Genomic DNA, 19159 nt, shown 5'->3' on the forward strand with positions numbered 1-19159 from the left:
CACATGACCGGTCGTCCGCCGTTTCCGGCCTGACCGGCGTCAGGACCGCGGGCGGCGGCCCCGCCGCGGCTTGCGTGCGGGCAGCGGCCCGTGCGCGTGCGACGGTATGTGCGCGTGCGGCTGGCCGTGACTGACAGGATGACCGGGGTCATGATCACCGGCTGGAGGAGTACGACCATGGTGCACGTGGGTCCCGACTACCCCGCCGAGCCGGGCATCCTCGGCAGGACCGCCGAGCTGTCCCGCATCGAGGGACTGCTCGGGGCGGTCGACGGCACCGGCCCGCAGGTACTCGTGCTGACCGGGGAGCCGGGAGCGGGCAAGAGCACCCTCGTCGACTGGACTGCCGGGCAGGGCCGAGCACGCGGGCTGTGGATCCTGCGCGTGCGCGGCAGCGAGGGCGAGGCCGGACTAGGGCTCTCGGGTGTCCATCAGCTCCTGCACCCGCTGCTTCCCGGCGACGCACTGCCTGCCCAGCAGCGGGAGGCCCTCGACCGCGCCTTCGGGCTGACGGCGGCGCCGGACGACGCGGCTCTCGACCAGCTGTCGCTGTGCGTCGGCGTACTCGCCCTCATCGGCGACGCCGCCGCGCGCCGGCCGCTGCTCCTGCTCGTGGACGACGTCCAGTGGCTGGACCTCGGCTCGGTGGACGTGCTGGGCTTCCTCGCCCGGCGCCTGGAGGGCAAACCGGTGGTGATGCTGCTCGCGGCCCGCGAGGACTCCGTGCCGGCCCGCTTCGACCGGGACTTCCCGCAGGTGTCCGTGGGCCCGCTGAACAGGGCGGCGGCGGGTCTGCTGCTGGATGCGCAGCCGAACCCGCCTCGCGGCCGGGCCCGCGCCCAGATCCTCCAGCAGGCCGCCGGCAACCCGCTGGCCCTGATCGAGCTGCCCAGAGCTCTTGCCCGGGGCCGGACCGGCACGGGTCAGGACGGCGGCGCCGCCCTGCCACTGACCGCACGCCTGGAGAACCTGTTCGCCGCCGACCTGCCCGGGCTGCCCGAGGCCACGCGCGAGGCACTTCTCCTGGTCGCCGCAGCGGGCACCGGACACCTGTCCGACCTCCTGCGCGCCGCTCCGTCGTCGGACGTCGTGCAGGCGCTGGACCCGGCGGAGCGCGTCGGACTGGTGCGGATCGAGAACGGCCAGGTCCTGCTCCGCCACCCGCTGGTGCGCTCGGCCATCTATCACTCGGCCTCCTTCGCCGAGCGTCGCCGAGCCCATCTCGCCCTGGCCTCCGCTCTCACCGGGGAAGCGGACCGCCGCGCCTGGCATCTGGCCGCGGCGGCGACGGGTCAGGACTCGGAGGTCGCCGACGCGTTGGCGGAGAGTGCCGAGCGGGCGCGTGCCCGGGGCGGGTACGCGGCGGCCGCGTCGGCACTGGAACGCGCCGCTCAGCTGACCCCGGCACCGGAGATGGGTGCCCGGCGCCTGCTCATGGCCGCGCAGGCCGCCATGTTCGCCGGCCATCCGCAATGGGTCGACGAGCTCAGCGGCCGGGTCGGCGGCCTGACCGAGAACCCGCGGCTGCGGGCGGAGGCCTCCCTGCTGGGCGGGTGGGCCCTGGGCGTGACACTCCGTCACGATGACGCGCTGACCCTGCTGTTCGGTGTCGCCGAAGCCACCGCCACCTCGGCACCGGACCTGGCGCTGGGTGCCCTGCACACCGCCGCGACGTCCGTCTACAACTCCGGTACGGCCTTCCACCGGGCCGAACTGCGCCGGATCGGCGCCCTGATCGGTGAAACCGGCGACCCCGCCGCCCTCGCCTGGACCCAGTCGGCCATCGATCCGCACCGCCAACGGGCCCGGCTCATGGGGCTGTTGAAGGACGCGCTGGCCGCCATGTCGCCGGAGTCCTTGGGGGATCTGACGGCGCTCGGCGGCGCGACCTGGATCCTGGACGAGACCGAGCAGGCCGTCCGCCTCCTCGGGCAGACCATGGACGTCATACGCCGCGCCGGCAGCGCGGGCACGAACGCGACCGTCACCCAGGCGCTCGCCCTCGCCCTGTTCGAGAGCGGTTCGTGGACGGCGTCCCAGGACGCGGCGGACGAGGCGTTCTGGATGGCGACCGAGGCGGGAGCCGACAACGTGACCCTGGGCTCCTGCATCCTCCAGGCCACCCTGCGCGCGCTGCGAGGGGACCATGCGACCGCGCGAGCGCAGGCCATGGAAGCCGTACGGGGCGTGGACCTGCGCAGGTCCCTGAGCCTCCAGGTCAGGCACCGGCACGCCCTGGGCATGGCCGCGTTCGTCGCCGGGGACCACGCCGACGCCTACGAGCAGCTGCGCGCCACCTTCACCCGCGACTTCCGCCCCGCTCCCGTCCACTACCACGCCTCCGTCTACTACCTGGGCGACCTGGCCGCCGCGGCGGTCCGCGCCGGCCGGACGGACGACGCGCGCACAGTGGTCGACGCCGTCGAGCACAGCCTGGAACCCGACAGGTCCCCCCGGCTGGCCGCCGTCCTCCACCGGGCCACCGCCCTGCTGAGCGACACCGAGGACGCCGAGGACCACTTCCGTGCCGCCCTCGCCGACTCCGCCACAGACTGCTGGCCCTTCGAGAGGGCGCTCACCCGACTCGACTTCGGCGAGTGGCTGCGCAGGCGCCGCCGCAGCACCGAGGCACGCCCGCACCTCAACGCGGCGCTGGAGTGCTTCCAGCGGCTCGACGCCCGGCCCTGGACCGATCGCACCGCCGCGGAACTGCGGGCAGCAGGAGCCCCGATGACGGCGGCGACGGCCGCGAGTGCGGCGGACGCACTCACCGCGCAGGAACGGCAGATCGCGGAACTGGCTGCCCAGGGCCTGACCAACCGCGACATCGCGGCCCGCCTGTACCTCTCACCCCGCACCGTCGGCTATCACCTGCACAAGATCTTTCCCAAGCTGGGTGTCCGCGCCAGGGCCCAACTCCGCGACGCCCTTTCGCCGGATCCGCCGCAGTGATCGGCTGCGACCTCGCTCGCGCCGCTTTCCACGACGCCAGTGACGATGACCCACCGCACGCATATGGACGCCGACGGCTCCGGCAACGGCGCGCTCCTGCAGATATGGGACTGCTACGACGGCGGTACCCCGGCTCCTTGGCCACCGTGTACCGGCCAATCCGCTCGGGCATCCCCGCCATCTACCGCTCCGAACTCCTCAACCATCCCCGCACGCCCACCAGCCAGGACACGGGGGCGCCGATCAAGCCTAGTCGTTCCCGGTCCGGGGTTGAGAAGGTTCTGCTGATCGAACGGGGAGTACCGGCCAATCGAATACCGCCGCGGAGGGCAGAGACGCACTCCGCATCGTGGGGCGCTGCAAAGCAGGCAGCTGGACCGCTCGTGGAGCTGGTGGCTCGCGATCAGGCGGATGCGGTGAAGCTGAGAAGGATGGGGAACCTGCCGCGAATGTCGGACGAGTCGGCTGTCGCCGGAATCAGTCCGAGCCGGGACAGACCAACGGATTAAGCGGCCAGCCGCCTTGCCCCAAACAGTGATCAATCGGCGCAAGGCGGCAAAACCGACGTGCACCATTTCTATACGGGATGTGTCAGCACCCACGAGTCACCCGGCCCGGCGCCCGGCAGCGCATGCCTCAGCCCCCAGCCGAGCCGTACTCAAGTACGGCCACCCCTCAGAAGATCCACGTAACCCTCCCCGACAAGCCACCCAGCGTGACGGAGTCCGTCGCAGCCGCCCTCCTGGAGCTCCTTCGCGCCGTGATCGCCGATCCGGGGCGGCAGCGTGCGCGCGGTCCCTGAACCAATCACCGATCCGGGGCGCATCTCCTGTCTGGACATACGCCGCCGAGACCGGCTCGCCGGAGTGATCCACGAGTACCGACACGCCGCCTGACCTGGTCGGACGAAATATTCGGCAGCCGCAGGGTCGGCACCGTCCGCCGCGAGTGCACCGACCGCCTACTCATCATGAACGAACGGCACCCGCGCACCGACCCGAACACCTACACCGACCACTACAACCGGCACCGCCCCCACCGATCCCCACACCAACGATCTCCCCAAGCCTCGGAGACCAGCCAGACGGCACCTGTCATCCCCTTCGGTGGCCGCGTCCGCCGCACTCAACTACTCGGCGGCCCCATCAACGAGCCCCAGCAAGCAGCCTGACGGCAGGAACACAAACGGCCGGATCATCAGCCCGAACCAGGGTTTTCACGCGGGTCACCCATACCGCTGCCCGGGAACCCGAGTGCCCCGGTTATCCGGATTTACCGACAGAGATCATGTTCATCTCGGTGAATTCACTGGGTATTACGCTGTCGTGAGCCATGACTTCTGAATCCACCGCAGCTCCCGACACCGACTGGTTTCGGCTGGCAATTCGAGCGGGCTTCGGCATCTCACCGGCAGAAGCGGACGCGGATTTCGCGGAGTTGCCGGGCTGCCGCGCCGCGGTCTGATTCCGGCCGGATCCACACACTTCCTCCGGTCGGTTCCGCGTCCACTCCCCCTCCTCGGCGCCGAACACACGCGTGGCAGGCCGGCCTGTGGGGCGAAAGCACGCGAGTGGCGGCGAGGTCGTGCCCATCCTTTGGTTGACGGGTGAAGATTGTGTATTAGGGTGAATGCGGTCCTGTCGATCGCCACCGAACGGCAGGACATCCCAGGGAGTTCCGCCCCGTCCGTTCCCAAGTTGCCCGTATGCCAGTCAAGTTGATCCCTGGCGTCGTATCGATACGGCGCCACAGCCGAATGGCGGACCCTTTCTGGGTGCTGGATGGGCATCCGGCACAGCGGAACCCCGTGCCGGTCATCGGCCTGTCCCCGGCAACCGCGACCGGATGTGCAGCGGTCACGGCGGTCTCCGCTCCCCACTGCTCTGACACTGAATTTCCCTCATAGTGATGACGATTCAATCTGAAGCGGGAGGCGCCCGGTGATATTCTCCCGTGCGTCGCGAGGACGCCGTGACGCACCGGATGCCACGGCGCAGTCACCGGAATCAGCAGCGCCTCCTTCCACTCCCTCGCCCCCGGCGCCGAGTGCGCTGCCGGACCTCGTGCCGCTGACTGCGGAGGAAATCGCCCTGATGCGCGCGAGTGTGGCCGTGGTCGGCGCGTACGCAGCGGACATGACGGTGTATTTCTACGCCATTCTGTTCGCACGCTACCCCGAGGTGCGCGGGCTCTTCCCGGACAACCTGGACGTCCAGCGCGACCGGTTGCTGCGCGGGCTGCTGCAGATCGTCGACCTCGTCGACGACCCGGAGAACCTGATCCGGTTCTGCGGCCGGCTCGGTCGCGACCACCGCAAGTTCGGGGCGCTGAACGGCCACTACCCCGCGGTGGGCGAGTGCCTGCTCGCAGCCCTGGCCCGCTACGCCGGTCCGGCGTGGAGCCCTGAGCTGGCCGCCGCATGGACGCACGGATACGGCGTCGTCGCACAGGTGATGATGCACGCCGCGGGGGAGGACGCCCGCACGGCGCCCGCGGTGTGGGAGGCGGAGATCATCCACCACCTGCACCGCGGCCATGGCATCGCGGAAATCACCGTGCGGCCCGACGCGCCCTACCCGTACACGGCAGGCCAGTACGCGAGCGTGGAGACGCCCTGGCACCCCAAGACGTGGCGCTACTACTCGCCCGCGCACGCGCCGCGACCGGACAACACCGTGACCTTCCACGTGCGTGCGGTCGCCCAGGGCCAGGTCAGCCAAGGCCTGGTCTACAGCGCCAAGCCCGGGGACGTGGTGCGGCTCGGACCCACTCAGGGCGACATGACGCTCGACCCGCGCAGCGACCGGGATCTGGTGTGCGTGGCCGGCGGGACCGGCATGGCCCCCATCAAGGCCCTGGTCGAGGACGCGGCCCGCACCGGGACAGAGCGCTACGTCGACGTCTTCGTCGGCGCTCGGACCGCCGAGGAGCTCTACGGCCTGGACGACATGCTCAGGATGTCCCAGCGGCACCACTGGCTCTCTGTGCGGGCCGCGGTGTCGCACGAGCGTATTGCGGGGCTGGAGGGTAGCCTGCCGCGGGTGCTGAACGAGTTCGGGCCGTGGTACCGGCACGAGGCGTTCCTCTCCGGCCCGGTGGACATGGTCACGCAGGCCGGCGCCACCCTGGCCCGGCAGGGCATCCCGCAGGAGCGGATCCATTTCGACCCCTTCGACGTGCCCGCACTCGAGGCCGCGTTACTGCCCCGGAAATTGCGGGAACCGCCCGAGGACTGAGCGTCCGGCCGACCCGGCCCCGGCCGTGCGGCCACTCGCTTGCCGCGCCCGCCTGCCGGACTCGGCATCGCCCCTTCCGCTCCCGGCCGTGCGGCCGCCGTACCACCGCCGGCGCGCCGGGCTCGTGTGAGCACCAGACCCCGAGCAGGAGAGAATCCGATGCAACTCCCCCCTTCGTCCGGCCCGGCTCCGCGCCGACCGTCGGCGCACGAGGCCATCCTGGCGGCCGCCGAGGTGTTCATCCGGCAGTACGCCGCCGAGAACCCGGGCGCCGGCGACCCGCGTCGGCGGCTCGCGGAGGTCACCGCGGAGGTGGAGCGCTTCGGCACGTACGAACACACTGCGGCGGAGGTGGCGTACGGCGCGCGGGTGGCCTGGCGCAACGCGGCGCGCTGCATAGGCCGGCTCTACTGGAACAATCTGATCGTGCGGGACCTGCGGCACGTCACGCATCCCGACGACATCGCCAGTGAGTGCTTCGAGCATCTGCGGATCGCGACCAACGGAGGCCGTATCCGGCCGGTCATCAGCGTCTTCGCCCCCGATCGCCCCGGCCGTCCCGCCGCCACGCTGCTGGGCGAGCAGTTGGTGCGCTACTCGGACGACCCGCGCAGCACCCACCGGGTGGCGCTGGCCCGGGACTTGGGCTGGAAAGGCGGTGAAACACCCTTCGAGATACTGCCGTTGCTGGTGCAGCCCGGCTCCGGCCTGACTCCGGAGTTCTACGAGGTGCCCGAGGACGCCGTGCTGGAGGTGCCGTTGACGCATCCGCACCATCCCGGGTTCGCCGCCCTCGGTCTGCGCTGGTACGCGGTGCCGGCCGTCAGCGACATGTCGCTGGAGATCGGCGGGGTCACGTACCCGGCCGCGCCCTTCAACGGCTGGTACATGGGCACCGAGATCGGCTCGCGCAACCTCGCCGACACCGACCGCTACAACCTGCTGCCCGCCGTCGCCGAGCTGTTCGGCCTCGACACCCGCAACGAGCGCACTCTGTGGCGCGACCGCGCCCTGGTCGAGCTCAACCTGGCGGTCCTGCATTCTTACGAGCAGGCGGGGGTGAGCATGGCCGACCACCATACGGAGTCGCGGCGGTTCCTCGCGCACGTGGACCGCGAGAGGCGGCACGGGCGCCCGGTGCCGACCGACTGGAGCTGGATCGTCCCGCCCCTGTCCGGAGGGGCGACCGCGGTGTTCCACCGCTACTACGACCCCGAGGATCCCGAGCTACGGCCGGCCTTCGTGCACCGGACCGCAGAGGTGCCGCAGGGGTGCCCCTACGGCGCAGCCTGAGAGGGCGTTCCGCCGCGCGCGACCACGCCTCGCCTACCTTTGTCCGACCACCTCGCCCAGCCACCGCGTCAAGGTTTCGCGAACCTCGTCCGGATCGGGGTCCTCGGCCGCCCAGGCAGCGTAACCGTCGGGTCGGACCAGTAGCGTGGGCCGCAGGCCGGCTGCGGGGGATGCGGTCACCACCCGCCCTTCCCACGGCGCGGCGACTGCGGCGACGTCGCGGCCCACCAGTACGAACGTGCCTCGTCGCAGGGCCTCATACAGCCGTGCCGGTTCCCCTGCCAGTCGGAGGTCCGGTACCCGGCGCCCGGCAAGCGGGTGGGAGCCCCAGGGTGCGGGGTAGGTGATCCCGATGCCGGAGATGCTGCGGGACGCACGCGGCTCTATGACACGTAGCTGGTGCGCGATGGCGGCCAACGAGGCGCGCAACGCGCGGACTGCAGGTGACCCGGTGATGACGGCCGTGAGGAGTGCGTGACTGACGTGCAGCACCCTTCGGGCCACCGGATGGCGCTCCGTGTGGTAGCTGTCCAACAACTCGTCATCAGCCCAGCCGCGCACGACAGCTGCCAGTTTCCAGCCGAGGTTGGCGGCGTCCTGCATCCCGGTGTTCATGCCCATGCCCCCGGCGGGCGAGTGGACGTGCGCGGCGTCGCCCGCGAGGAACACCCGCCCTTGCCGGTAGCGGGGTACCTGTCGTTCGTCGCTGTGGAAGCGGGAAACCCAACGGGCATCGTGCATCCCGAGGTCGTCACCGATGGTTCGCCTCGTGATGTCCCGGACCTCCTCCATCGTGACCGGCGCATCGTCGGGCAGCTGCTGCTGTTGCCGGTCCCAGGCGATGACCCGGTACCAGCCGTCCCCGAACGGCGCGAAGAAGGTGAAGCCGTGCTGGTTCGAGGCGAAATTGAAAGCTTCGTCAGGGGCGCGTTCAAGCAGTACATCGGCCAGCATCACGGAGCGGATGGCCGACTTGCCGGGGAACGGCATGCCCAGGCTCCGCCGGACGGTGCTGCTCGCTCCGTCGGTACCGACCAGGTAGCGCGCTCGAAGTGTGGCCGTGGCACCGTCCGGATGGTTCGTTTCCGCGTCCACGCCGCCCGGGTCCTGCCGTATCCCTGTAACCCGGGTCCCCCGCACTATCGTCGCTCCCGCTTCCTCGGCCCGGCGCAGCAGAAGACGCTCCACCTGCCATTGGGGGACGATCAGCAGGAACGGAAAGCGTGTGCGAAGGCCGGAGAAGTCGATGCTGATGCGGCCGAACGGATGCAACGCCCGGACCGGTGAGCCGAGAGCGAGTAGTTCGTCGGCCAGGCCCCGGGCGTCGAGTTCCTCCATGGTTCGTGCGTGGATGCTGAAGGCGCGGCTCAGGTTGGATTCGTGATCGCGCCGCTCCACCAGCGTGACGTTGACCCCGGAGTCGGCGAGGTCGCCCGCCAGCAGAAGCCCGGTTGGCCCGGCACCGATTACCAGAACATCCACCGCTGATGCCCCGTGTTGGTCCGAAGAGCCACGAACTGACCCGCCGTTGGCATCCATATTCGTCAGTATCAGCCCCGGTTGTCGGATTTGCTAGTTGAGCCGGCGGACCGCGCATCTGACCGTTTGCCATCCGAGGACCTCAACATTCCGCCGACCCGAAGCGTCCTCTCGGCACCGCATGGATAGGAACGGCGGCCGATCGCGTGCGAGCTGGTTGTTCCCGGTACCATCGGAAATCCCGCTCTTGGGGTCACAACTCGGTGAGTCCGAGTTGGCGCAGCATGCCGAGTTCGTCGCTGCTGCCCCAGCGTTCGACGAGCTTTCCATCGCTGTCGAAGCGGCTGATCTGCATGCCCCGGTAGCTTGCCTTCCTGCCGGTCGCCGGCCGTCCCATCAGCGGCCCCAGATGCGTTCCGGTGATGGTGTAGGCAAAGGCCAACTCGTCGTCGGTGGCCACCAGATGCTCCACTGCGACGTGCAGGTCGGGAAAGGCTGCCCGGAGATCGGCGAACATGGCCTTGTACCCTTCGGGCCCCGGCACCTGTCCTGGGGCTGGATCATGGTCGATCGAGTCGGGTGCGACGATCTCGTCGAGGGCCGCGAGGTCGCCGGTGATGACCGCCTCTGCGAAAGCTGTCTGTGCGGCGATGTTCGTTTGCTGAGACATGGGCATTCCTCGGGCTCGTGCCGGCCACCGGTCTGCCGCCGGCCGCGTGAACGCGGGAAGACCGGTGAAACGGCACCTGGTCGGTCAGGCGCGTGCGAATTCAAGGAGGTCGTTGTTGAACCGCTCCGCGAACTCCGGCACCATCGGCAGTCCGTGCGGAGCACCGGAGTGGACCTTGAAGGTCACGTCCTTGACCAGTTGCGACGATTTTTTCGCGGATGCCACGATGGGGACGATCTGGTCGTCGTCGCCGTGAATGATCAGCGTGGGGATGTCGAACTCCTTGAGGTCCTCCGTGAGGTCAGTCTCAGAGAACGCTCTGACACAGTCGTAGGCGCTCTTGACGCCTACCGTCATGCTCCAGAGCCAGAACTCGTCACGGGTCCCCTGTGACACGGACGAGCCTTCGCGGTTGGCACCGTAGAACGGAGCGCTGAGGTCCTTGTAGTACTGGGACCGGTCCGTCAGCACACCTTGCCGGATCTCGTCGAAGACCTCGATCGGCAGCCCCTCCGGGTTCGCTTCCGTCCTGAGCATCAACGGGGGGATCGCACCCAGCAGGACCACCTTGGCCACACGCCTCGAGCCGTGCCGACCGATGTAGCGCGTCACCTCTCCGCCGCCCGTCGAGTGACCGACCAGGATGGCGTCGTGGAGATCAAGGTTCTCCAGGACCGATGCCAGGTCGTCGGCATACGTGTCCAGGTCGTTGCCCATCCACGGCTGGTCGGACCGTCCGCCTCCACGTCGGTCGTGGGCCACGGCCCGGAAACCGTTGTCCGCCATCAGCTTCAGCTGCGGATCCCACGCGTCCGCGATCAGTGGCCAGCCGTGGGAGAACACCACCGGCTGACCCGCCCCCCAGTCCTTGAAGAAGATCTGTGTGCCGTCCTTGGCAGCGGCAAAGGCCATGATCGCCTCGCTAGCACTTGTTCGGACTACACCCTTCATGGCCATTCAGCGCCCGATCCGGGCATGTGCGTACCACGTCCGACCAGCAGTGAACGCCCGTGAGGGCGAGGGCGATATTGGTGAAGGCAGTCGTTCAGTACAGCCTCCTCCCCACGCTACTCGGGACATCCCGCTTCAGCACGCCATGGCAGGCCACAGTGAGCACACACCCGTGGCTCATATCGAACGGGGCATGGAGTCCGGCATAACGGGCTAAGGTAGGCATCAGGAGACAGGCCACAACAGCATTGCTCGGCCCGTCTCTGAGCTGTCCGAGGGTCCTCAACGAGAGCTTCGCGGGTTGGATCGCCCAGGGGCGGCTCTGGGGACGACCAGGCCGTCGCCGGCCTGGCCAACGCTCAGGGAGCTTGGCCCCCGTTCGCCGCCGGGGACTCGACGGCCCCAAGTTGGAGGAGGTTCGGTCGGGACTCAGACCGCAACGGCGTCGGCCCTGGCGATCCAGCTCATGTGGTACCGCGGCAGTTCCGGAGCATCAGATACACCCCGCTCCTCCAGAGTCAGGACCTGGAAGTGCCCTGGGATGCCGAGCGCGTCGCAGCCGGTTTCCCAGTTCGCGCACCATATCCCCAGCGCTGCGGGAGCGTAGAACCGCGACGTGGTGGTGCTGTAGAAGTCGAGGCGCTTCATGGCCTGTCCGGCCTCGTCGGTGACGGCGACGCCGCGAGTGGACTGTCCGTTGAAGGCCGACGGCGACCATTGGCAGCTCTCGTAGGTACGCCCGAACAACGCGAACGGCGGGGCATCGACGGCCAGTGGCGCTGGATGCGGGAGTCCGCGAAGAACAACGATGTCAGAGGGAGCCGGCCACTTTGCAACCGCTGTACGACGCGAATGGTCAGCGGCTTGAAGCGTGACCGGTAACCGACGGCGCAGACACAGATCACGTGGTCGCGCTCGGGGTCGAAGCGGCTGCCGAGCTGCTCCCGGTGAGCGTCGATCAACTGGCCGCTCTGGTAGGAGCGGCAGGAACGTCGTGAGCGCGTGATCTCGACGGCGGCGAGATCGTCACGCCGCAGCGGCACCGCCTCGTTGGGCCGCAGCCCCAGCTTCACCGTGATCACGTCGAACGCGGCTGTCGCGAGCAGAACGATGCCGATGCCGGCCGGCAGCCAGAACAGGGGTACCTGCCAAAAGTCAATCAGCTGTCCCATGGCCGCCATGACCAGGAAGATCGCCGTGGCGACCGCTGGCGGGATGTACGGGAGCCAGGCAGTGGACTGCAGTTACGTCTTCGTCCGCTTCAGCACGGTGCGCGACTTGTGGGCCACGTCCGGTGATACACCTGATAAGTGCACACCATCAGCGTGTGACTCAGCGCCGCGTCGAGCCGTGCAGCCTTGCCGCCAGGGTGGCCTGTCCCGAACGATGCGGCCACCAAGGCAGGAGACAAAGCGGTGGTGGCGTCAAGGTCCAACGTTGAGGCGTTTGGAACTAGATGCCCGGATTGCACGTAACCGCACGCTCTGATACCTCGACGTGAGTGGACATCCGTCCGTCTGCCCCGCCGGGTTGGCCTGAACTTGCGGCGTCCGCCATCACTTCTCGGCGCGCTGGGTGATGGCCGCCTCGGTACCGTCCCCCAGGAACTCGTACCAACGGCGTTCGAGGCAGACATAGCGCACGTCCGCTTCAACGAGGCTGAGGAAACCCGACACAGTCTCGCTGAGACGTTGTTGCAGCCCCCGGTCGGCCAGCGTTCCGTCCTCGGTGAAGGCTTGGTAGCTGTTGGCCAAGCTGAACATGTCCGGGTAGACGCGGGTGCCCAGGTGTTCCAAGGGAACCCGCAGAGCCCACAACCCGCGGTTGCCTCCGACCAGCGACGGCGAGGCGGAGACGAGCAGCGCGTGCTTGGTCTTGAACGGCTGCGGCCGGACACGCGAGACCCAGTCGATGGCGTTCTTCAGTACTCCCGGCACGGACGCGTTGTACTCCGGCGAGGAGATGACGAAGGCATCGCTCTGCTCAAGCCGGTCCCGTAGGGCGAGAGCGCCAGGCGGCAGCCCTTCGTCAGCCTCCATGTCACCGTCGTACAAAGGCAGGTCGAAGTCGCGCATTCTGGCGAGGTCGACGGCAGCACCGGTGTCGGAGATGAGCCGGGCCACGAGGGAGGCGAGGCGAGCGTTGGCAGAATCAGCCCGCAGAGCCGCTCCGAAGACCAGGAACCGCAGCAGGCCGGGAACCGAGTCCGTGGGCATGGGGTCCGTCCTTCCGTCGCGGGCATGCGCCTCCAAGAGGGCGCCCTACCCACCAGTGTCGTTGCCCGGCCGGCATCGTGCGACGGGGCGAGGAACCGACAGGCCCGAGCCAGGTCAGAACGATGGCTCGGCGGCCCCCGCGCGAAGTGATGCACCCTCGGCACTGGCAGGTCACCTCCATGCGATGCTCACGGAAGCTGAGGCCGACGGCATCGACGGCAGCGCTGAGGGCAACGGCGACGGACAGCAGCGGTACTCAACAGCCCAGCGCGGCACTGAACAAGTGCCGGCGCCCCAGCCCACCAGACTTGCCCGCATCTTCTCCAAGCGCTTGGCCGCAGGTTCAAGTCCTACCGGTGGGCGCCCACCCTCGCTTTCCCTTGGGAGTGTTTTCTGCTGGTCAGGGCAGGTGCCGCACGCAGAGAAGCGCCAGACCGCCCCCGATGACCGCTGAGAGGATCCGGCACTGTCCGGCTGTCACCGGGTTCCTGCGGGCGGCTGCGGCGAATACCCGGAGAAGTTTTCCAGCCGCCGTCAGGCCGTGCAGGCAGCGCGGGGAGGGAAGATCGAGCCAGGATCGCTGCCGACGTCCCGAAGCTGCCTCGAGATGAACGGAGCAGACAGGCGTGCGATCATCTGGCGGCTGGCACGGCGCCCTCGCCAAAGGCAGCCACGTCTTGTGGCGCCATGTCCTCATGGAGGCGGATAAACCGCACCTGGTGCCGCCAGGCCTCCGGTCCTGGCCAGTGTCCTCGTCGATCTCCGCGGCCAGTGCGGATTCGACGAGGACAACGTTGAGCGGTGGCCGAGACGTCCACGACGTTGTGAATCGTACGCGCTCCCGCGGGTGCCCAGGATCGGCAGCCGTGAGCCAGCCGACGAGGCGCCGGGCCGCCTCTGGGGACAAGGTGAGTGCTACAGGCGACCAGATGCAAGGCTCCGTCCCGGATATAGCGGCCCACCGAGAGGCTCTGCGGGCTGGGCGGGGTGCCCGTGATCTGCTCCACGGCAACAGTGCCCTGGCTCGCCACATCAATCATCAGGTGGGAAGATGGTGATCGAGGCGAGATAGATGTGATGGAACCTGAGATCGACTACAGAGCGGTGTTCCAAGCACTTCCCGGGGCGATCGCACTGTTCACCCCCCAACTTGTCTACGCAGACGTCAACGAAGACTTCCTGCGCACGTTGGGCCGCACACGCGGACAAGTGATCGGCCGCTACCTTCGCGACGACTACGCCGATATGCCGAACGACCCCGGCGCGGCCGTGGTACGCAACATCCAAGCGTCAATGCGCCAGGTGGCTGACAGCGGTGTGCCCAACACCATGGAGCTGCAGCGCTACGACATTGAGGACCCTGACGAGCCCGGGGTCCGGGGCGAACGCTACTGGAGCATGATCAACGTTCCCGTCTTCGACTCGGCCGGGCGAATGACGCTGTTGATGCACCGGCTGGAGGAAGTCACCGAACTCATTCGCGCCCGCGAAGTCGCACTGAGCCTGCAGGAGGCGATGCTGCCCGCTCCTCGCCCGGTCGGCCGCCACCCGGCAGCCGTACGCTACCGGCCGGCCATCGACACGCTGAACGTTTGCGGTGACTGGTACGACCTGGTCGACCTGCCGGGCGACCGCATCGCGGCCGCCGTCGGCGACGTCGTAGGGCATGGCTTGTCCGCAGCCCAGGTCATGGGGCAACTGCGCAGCGCGCTGAGCGCCGCCTCCCGCGCCGCCGACGGCCCCGCCCGGGCCCTGGAGGTCCTCGGACTGTACGCCCGCTCCGTCGACGGCGCCGAGAACACCACAGTGGCCAGCACGTTCATCGACTGGGACACCCACAGCATCACCTACAGCAGCGCCGGCCATCCCCCGCCAGCCCTCCTGCATATCGACGGCACCGTCGAGTTCCTGGAGCAGGCCACCGACCCTCCTCTGGGCGCCCGCCTCGAACACGGCCCTCGGCTCCAGGCCACCGTGCCATTCACCGAAGGCTCCGTGCTCGCCCTCTACACCGACGGCCTCATCGAACGACGCTGCGAAGACATCGACATCGGCCTCGCCCGGCTCGCCGACGCCCTGACTCGCCACCAGGCAGCCGACGCGGGAGCGCTTGCTGACGCCCTGCTCTCCGACTTGCTGCTGCCCGGCGGCGTCACCGACGACACCGCCTTGGTCATTGTGCGCCTGTGATTGAGCAGGTGGCTTTCACGGGTTCCTCGCCCCGCCCGTAGCCGATCGCATCAGTGGCCACGGCAGCAACCGAGTAGCGTTCAACAAAGGCCCCTGACCGTAATGCCTGGTCAGGGGTCTTCGGGCAATGGGTGCGCTCAGCGAAGGCCGAACCCTCGGTGACCGCCGATAGTCAGTTCGTCTTGCCGAGTGTCAGCTTGATCGGAGGAGTGCCGAGCACCTTCTTGCCTCGCGTGCGGGACGGCGTGTACGTGGGGTGGCCGGCGGTTGACCGACCGAGGGCACCTGCGGGCACCGCCGGTACCTTCTTCCCTGTGGACGGACAGCTGAGCGATGCGGAACTCGATGAGCTGGTCGAGCAGGCCACCGTTGACGCCTACGACGGCGAGGAGCAGCTCACAGGCCTTTTCACGATGCTCGCAGAGCAGCTGGCTGTTCCGTTCAAGTCGGTCGTTCTCGGGGTCGAGGTCACCGTGAAGAAGGTGGACCTGCTGCCCGGCAGCCAGATCGTGGCGGTCTGCACGCGCGGCAGGCACCGGCAGGCGATCGGCATTCTCGACCTTCCGTTGCCGGATCCGGCGCCCGAGGGGGCCGAGTGGATCGAGGCCTACCGGCACTGGGGCCCCTGAAGGCACCCAGGTCAGTGGCCGCCCGACAGCGCCGGCTGGTAGCCCTGATCGGCGAGCCAGGCCCGGGCCCGGCCCTGCTGCCGCTCCGCGGAGAACAACCAGTACCGCTGCAGCTGCGCCGGCGAAGTGGCCAGCATGTCCTTGAAACGGCGGAACGCTCCTGGACCCTGGATCGCGATGCCGAGGAACCGGGCGAGGTCCGGGTCGTCGAGGGTGGTGATGAAGTCCTCCATGTCGCGGTAGGCGTCCCGCGATCCCTCGCACGGGACGTCGAGCCACCGCTCAGTGCCTTCCGGTTCCTCCTCGTCCCATGACTCCTCTGTGTCCGCGAGGGCAGGCCGGCACTCACCGGTGTCCAGGTCGATACGGCCACCACCCCAGGCCGGGTCCCCTTCGAGCAAACTGGAGAGTTCCTCCAGGTCGACCGGCAGCGGCCGCAGCAGGCAGAGGGCAGGGCCGCCCGCAGTGTCGAGCTGTTCGGCGAGGACCTCGTCTCCGGGCCAGCCCCGTTCGCGCAGTGCGGACGAGCACGCGGTCGCTGCCTCCCGGGCGCCGGGCAGGCCCCGGGACACTGCTGCGGTGAGTGCGTCTCCACACTGCTGCAGCACTCCGACGGGGTCATGCGCACGCAGCAGGGCGAGCAGGGACGGGCAGTCCGCGTTGTGGCGGGCGGCGCGGAGCGCCTTCAGCGCGTGGTCGGTCCATGCCTCGGTCACGCCCGCGAGGCTACTCCCCCGAGTTCTCGGCTGCGCTCGAACACAGGGACCTCCGCCGTGCGCTGCGAGCGCCGCCGTCTCCGGTGCGACAATGCGCTGGAGAGCACAGCGGACAGGGCCACAAGCAGGCACAGGCGGCCGACGTTCGGCCCGGAACCGTGGCCTCATCCGGCACCGTCTGGCGAGTGGTCGTACTGGGACGTGTGGTTCGCCGTGGCGTGCGTGGTGGACTGCGGCGGCAACTGGGAGGCCTTCGATGTTCGCCTGACGCGGACCGGCTGCTCGGCCGGCTCCTGCCGGACGGCGGCCCAGCCGGCTCGCTCGCCGAGGAGGACGTGGAGCGGTTCTGCTGGTACGAGCTGCCGGTCAAGTGGGTGGCAGAGCTGCGGCCGAGCGAGGTGACGCCGACACCTCGGAAACCACCCGCGAGATCCTCGCCGCATGGCAACACTCGCCTGATCAGGGGCGGGCCGCCTACCGGCGGGCGGTGGACGCCTCCCCTGTGACCCCGCCGGACACCGACCTGCTCACCTGGGGGCCGGTGATGGGCATCGACGAGGCCGTCGCCCGCAGCAACGCCTCCCGGCTGCTGGAGCAGGCGCTGGACGACGGCGCACTGGTGCCCGGCACCCGCGGCTACGCCGCCGCACGCATCGAGCACGTGGAGCGCTGGCTCACCACCCCGCATCCCTCGCACGATGGACGCACCCCGCTCGATGCCGTCCACAGCGAGCGCCGCCGCACCTGGGCCGAGGCCCCACCCGACGCCCGGCGTCGTCTGCGCGGCACCGTGATGGACCTGCTGAGCGTGGCGCCCGAGACGGCCGCCGACACGGCCGAACCCCTGCGCCGGCTACTGGAGGCGGTAGGCGACGGGGTGACGCTGACCCAGGCCGGCTACCTGCCGCGGACTCTGGTCATCGAGGCCGCCGAGCGCTACGACTGGTATCTGCCGGGCATGGTGCCGCGCACCGAGTACGACGTCGTTCGCCTCGCCGAACTGCATGAACTGGCCCGCGCGGCTCGGCTGCTCGCCAAGCGGCACCGAAAGCTCGCCCTGACCACCCGCGGCCGACAACGCCTCGCCGACCCGGCCCTGCTGCAGGCCACGGCCGCCCGCGCGTGGTTCGGCGACGGTGTCCGAGCCGAACTCGCCGAAGCCGCCGCGGCGGCCCTGCTCGGCGGAAAACTCACGCTCGACGACCTCACCGCCGCCGTTCACACCCTGGCCGCCGAGGTGTTCACCCTCCCCGACGGCTCCGCGCCACCACGCGACGACACCCGCCACTTCCTGTGGCAGTGGCTGCGTCCCGGCGAGGCCCTCGGCTTCCTGGCGTACCGTGACCGCCGCCGCGCCACAATCTCCCTCACCCCCACCGGCCGAGTCGCCGCCCGCACCGCGCTCCGAGAACGTGCCCGAGCCCCGCGGACCGCACCCTGGACGTGAACCTCCCGTTCAGGTCCGGGCGGGCAGTACGCAACCGAGTTTCAGCAGCGCGGCGCGGACGGCCGGCAGGTCGCCGGGGGCCACCATGAGATGCCTTGGGCCGATACGGGAGCACAGCGCGCCCGCCCTGCGGTCCTTCGCGATCATCACGGCCTGCGCCTCGTCCACGCACTCCAGCAGGTGGCACGTACCCAGATCCCGTACCTTCTCGGCGCGGGAGGCGGCGTCGGCCAGCAAAGCCGTGACGGTCTGCGGCAGTTCCTCTCCTGTGCTGGTCTCGGCGAGGAAGCGGCGCAGCTCCTCCAGACCTCGGCCCGCGTGGAGGGCCTTCAACAGGGAGGCGGTGGACAGCGTCCAGACACGGTCGGTGGACCGGGTTGCGAACGCGTCGAGCAGCAGCGCCTCGGCGGGGGCCAGGCCGTCGAGTGCCACGATGTCGAAGTTCGGCAGAACCCTGACCGGGCTCCGCGCCCCGGCGGCGGGCTCCGGGCCCGGTCGGTAGGCGTCGGTGCGCCCCGTCGCGTACGCCCCGAGCGGGTTCAACCGGATGGCGAGCAGCCCGTCGTAGCGGCTGAGCCGCTGAAGCCAGTCGGCACCCCACATGTGGCGGAAGTCGTCCCGGGCGCCGTCCGGGTCGATGTACCGGACGTCAACGAGGCCGAGGGTGGCCGCGTACTCGAACAGCACACACAGGGTGTAGCGGCCCTGCAGCACCGGCCAGTCGTGGTGTCCGTCGTAGCCGAGGCTGCCGTACTGCGCGTCCTCCAGGTACAGCGTCCACAGCGCCCGCTCGGAACGGACCAGGTACGGGTCATGCCCTGCGGTACGCATCGCCTTGAACAGCTCGTCCACCGCCATCCATTCCCCTGGCGTGCAGCACTCGGCGAGCGCCGCACCCACCGCCCTGCGGCGCGGGCCGGCCGCGCTGAGGACGTTCGCCGCGCGCTGCCCCTTGACTGCCTCGATGCGGCTGAACTCGTCCAGTGCCCCGTGGCTCAGCCAGCGCCGCCACAGGTGCCGGATCGTCTCGTGGGCGGGCGCGACCAGCGCCTTGCGGCCCCGCGCGGTCAACTCCAGTCGGCCGCCCGACAGTTCGGCAAGGCCGCCGGCCTGGAGCAGCAGCGGCCAGGCGAATGCCCTGACCGCCTCGCCCTCGTAGAAGTCACTGCCGGTGAGGACCTCGCCCAGTGCGCGGAGGGTGGCCGCGGAGGGGCGCTTCGTCTTGTCGCCGCACCGCAGCCTGCCCGCGGCAACCAGCTGCAGCACGGCCGCGAGCTCCGTTCTTGCATCATGCTCCATCGCCCGCTCGGTCCACACCGCCACAGCCCGCTCCTCCCCGCCACGGCTCGCCTCGGCTCACCCTATGACGCTTGATCGCTG

General features: G+C 69.4%; 15 protein-coding genes. 7 read left to right on the forward strand and 8 right to left on the reverse strand.

The window, feature by feature from the left end; translation table 11 throughout:
* Positions 1-177 precede the first annotated feature (177 nt).
* The 4 genes from ABT288_RS11450 (at position 178) to ABT288_RS11465 (ending at position 7481) form a co-directional block, all read left to right on the forward strand.
* Positions 178-2952, forward strand: coding sequence for an ATP-binding protein (locus ABT288_RS11450; RefSeq protein WP_351605298.1), 2775 nt, complete (start codon positions 178-180; stop codon positions 2950-2952).
* 1332 nt (positions 2953-4284) lie between these two features.
* Entirely contained in the window at positions 4285-4416 is a 132-nt protein-coding gene (locus ABT288_RS11455) for a hypothetical protein (RefSeq protein WP_351605301.1), read from the forward strand.
* 629 nt (positions 4417-5045) lie between these two features.
* Positions 5046-6188: a globin domain-containing protein gene (locus ABT288_RS11460; protein ID WP_351605303.1), complete on the forward strand. Its 1143-nt coding sequence runs from the start codon at positions 5046-5048 to the stop codon at positions 6186-6188.
* A 159-nt stretch (positions 6189-6347) separates the two neighbouring features.
* Positions 6348-7481: a nitric oxide synthase oxygenase gene (locus ABT288_RS11465; RefSeq protein ID WP_351605305.1), complete on the forward strand. Its 1134-nt coding sequence runs from the start codon at positions 6348-6350 to the stop codon at positions 7479-7481.
* Between the two features lie 33 nt (positions 7482-7514).
* Here ABT288_RS11465 and ABT288_RS11470 read toward each other — a convergent pair whose 3' ends face one another.
* From ABT288_RS11470 to ABT288_RS11495, 6 genes are all read right to left on the reverse strand, one after another.
* The gene (locus tag ABT288_RS11470) at positions 7515-8963 is read right to left on the reverse strand and encodes an FAD-dependent oxidoreductase (protein WP_351605308.1); all 1449 of its coding nucleotides are present in this window, start codon (positions 8961-8963) and stop codon (positions 7515-7517) included.
* Positions 8964-9213: 250 nt separating this feature from the next.
* Positions 9214-9630, reverse strand: coding sequence for an ester cyclase (locus tag ABT288_RS11475; RefSeq protein ID WP_351605310.1), 417 nt, complete (start codon positions 9628-9630; stop codon positions 9214-9216).
* An 84-nt stretch (positions 9631-9714) separates the two neighbouring features.
* Positions 9715-10542 (reverse strand): alpha/beta fold hydrolase, encoded by an 828-nt coding sequence (locus ABT288_RS11480; RefSeq protein ID WP_351605419.1) that lies wholly within the window; start codon positions 10540-10542, stop codon positions 9715-9717.
* A gap of 468 nt (positions 10543-11010) precedes the next feature.
* Complete coding sequence (locus ABT288_RS11485) at positions 11011-11229, reverse strand: hypothetical protein (RefSeq protein ID WP_351605312.1); 219 nt, start codon at positions 11227-11229, stop codon at positions 11011-11013.
* On the reverse strand, positions 11226-11753 hold the full coding sequence (locus ABT288_RS11490) for a hypothetical protein (RefSeq protein ID WP_351605315.1): 528 nt from the start codon (positions 11751-11753) through the stop codon (positions 11226-11228). The genes ABT288_RS11485 and ABT288_RS11490 overlap by 4 nt, the downstream gene beginning before the upstream one ends.
* 384 nt (positions 11754-12137) lie before the next feature.
* A complete protein-coding gene (locus tag ABT288_RS11495; protein WP_351605317.1) occupies positions 12138-12797 on the reverse strand; it encodes an NADPH-dependent FMN reductase in 660 nt (219 codons plus the stop codon).
* Between the two features lie 1074 nt (positions 12798-13871).
* On the opposite strand from ABT288_RS11495, the gene ABT288_RS11500 reads away from it, so the two are divergent.
* Positions 13872-14987 (forward strand): PP2C family protein-serine/threonine phosphatase, encoded by a 1116-nt coding sequence (locus ABT288_RS11500; protein WP_351605422.1) that lies wholly within the window; start codon positions 13872-13874, stop codon positions 14985-14987.
* Positions 14988-15301: 314 nt separating this feature from the next.
* Positions 15302-15616, forward strand: a complete 315-nt coding sequence (locus tag ABT288_RS11505; RefSeq protein WP_351605320.1) for a hypothetical protein — start codon at positions 15302-15304, stop codon at positions 15614-15616.
* A gap of 11 nt (positions 15617-15627) precedes the next feature.
* Here the strand turns inward: ABT288_RS11505 and ABT288_RS11510 are convergent, their stop codons facing one another.
* Positions 15628-16332, reverse strand: coding sequence for a UPF0158 family protein (locus tag ABT288_RS11510; RefSeq protein WP_351605323.1), 705 nt, complete (start codon positions 16330-16332; stop codon positions 15628-15630).
* Between the two features lie 487 nt (positions 16333-16819).
* On the opposite strand from ABT288_RS11510, the gene ABT288_RS11515 reads away from it, so the two are divergent.
* Complete coding sequence (locus ABT288_RS11515) at positions 16820-17779, forward strand: hypothetical protein (protein WP_351605325.1); 960 nt, start codon at positions 16820-16822, stop codon at positions 17777-17779.
* Between the two features lie 9 nt (positions 17780-17788).
* On the opposite strand, the gene ABT288_RS11520 is transcribed toward ABT288_RS11515, so the two are convergent.
* Entirely contained in the window at positions 17789-19045 is a 1257-nt protein-coding gene (locus tag ABT288_RS11520; RefSeq protein WP_351605328.1) for a helicase-associated domain-containing protein, read from the reverse strand.
* Positions 19046-19159: the final 114 nt, after the last annotated feature.

It is taken from the genome of Streptomyces sp. NPDC001093 (assembly GCF_040298985.1).
In the GTDB taxonomy this organism is placed as follows: Bacteria; Actinomycetota; Actinomycetes; order Streptomycetales; family Streptomycetaceae; genus Streptomyces.

Coding starts and splice junctions, on each gene's coding strand:
- ABT288_RS11465 (WP_351605305.1), top strand. CDS start 6,348: ATGCAACTCCCCCCTTCGTCCGGCCCGGCTCCGCGCCGACCGTCGGCG.
- ABT288_RS11485 (WP_351605312.1), bottom strand. CDS start 11,229: ATGAAGCGCCTCGACTTCTACAGCACCACCACGTCGCGGTTCTACGCT.
- ABT288_RS11480 (WP_351605419.1), bottom strand. CDS start 10,542: ATGGCCTTTGCCGCTGCCAAGGACGGCACACAGATCTTCTTCAAGGAC.
- ABT288_RS11495 (WP_351605317.1), bottom strand. CDS start 12,797: ATGCCCACGGACTCGGTTCCCGGCCTGCTGCGGTTCCTGGTCTTCGGA.
- ABT288_RS11490 (WP_351605315.1), bottom strand. CDS start 11,753: ATGGGACAGCTGATTGACTTTTGGCAGGTACCCCTGTTCTGGCTGCCG.
- ABT288_RS11455 (WP_351605301.1), top strand. CDS start 4,285: ATGACTTCTGAATCCACCGCAGCTCCCGACACCGACTGGTTTCGGCTG.
- ABT288_RS11475 (WP_351605310.1), bottom strand. CDS start 9,630: ATGTCTCAGCAAACGAACATCGCCGCACAGACAGCTTTCGCAGAGGCG.
- ABT288_RS11460 (WP_351605303.1), top strand. CDS start 5,046: ATGCGCGCGAGTGTGGCCGTGGTCGGCGCGTACGCAGCGGACATGACG.
- ABT288_RS11450 (WP_351605298.1), top strand. CDS start 178: ATGGTGCACGTGGGTCCCGACTACCCCGCCGAGCCGGGCATCCTCGGC.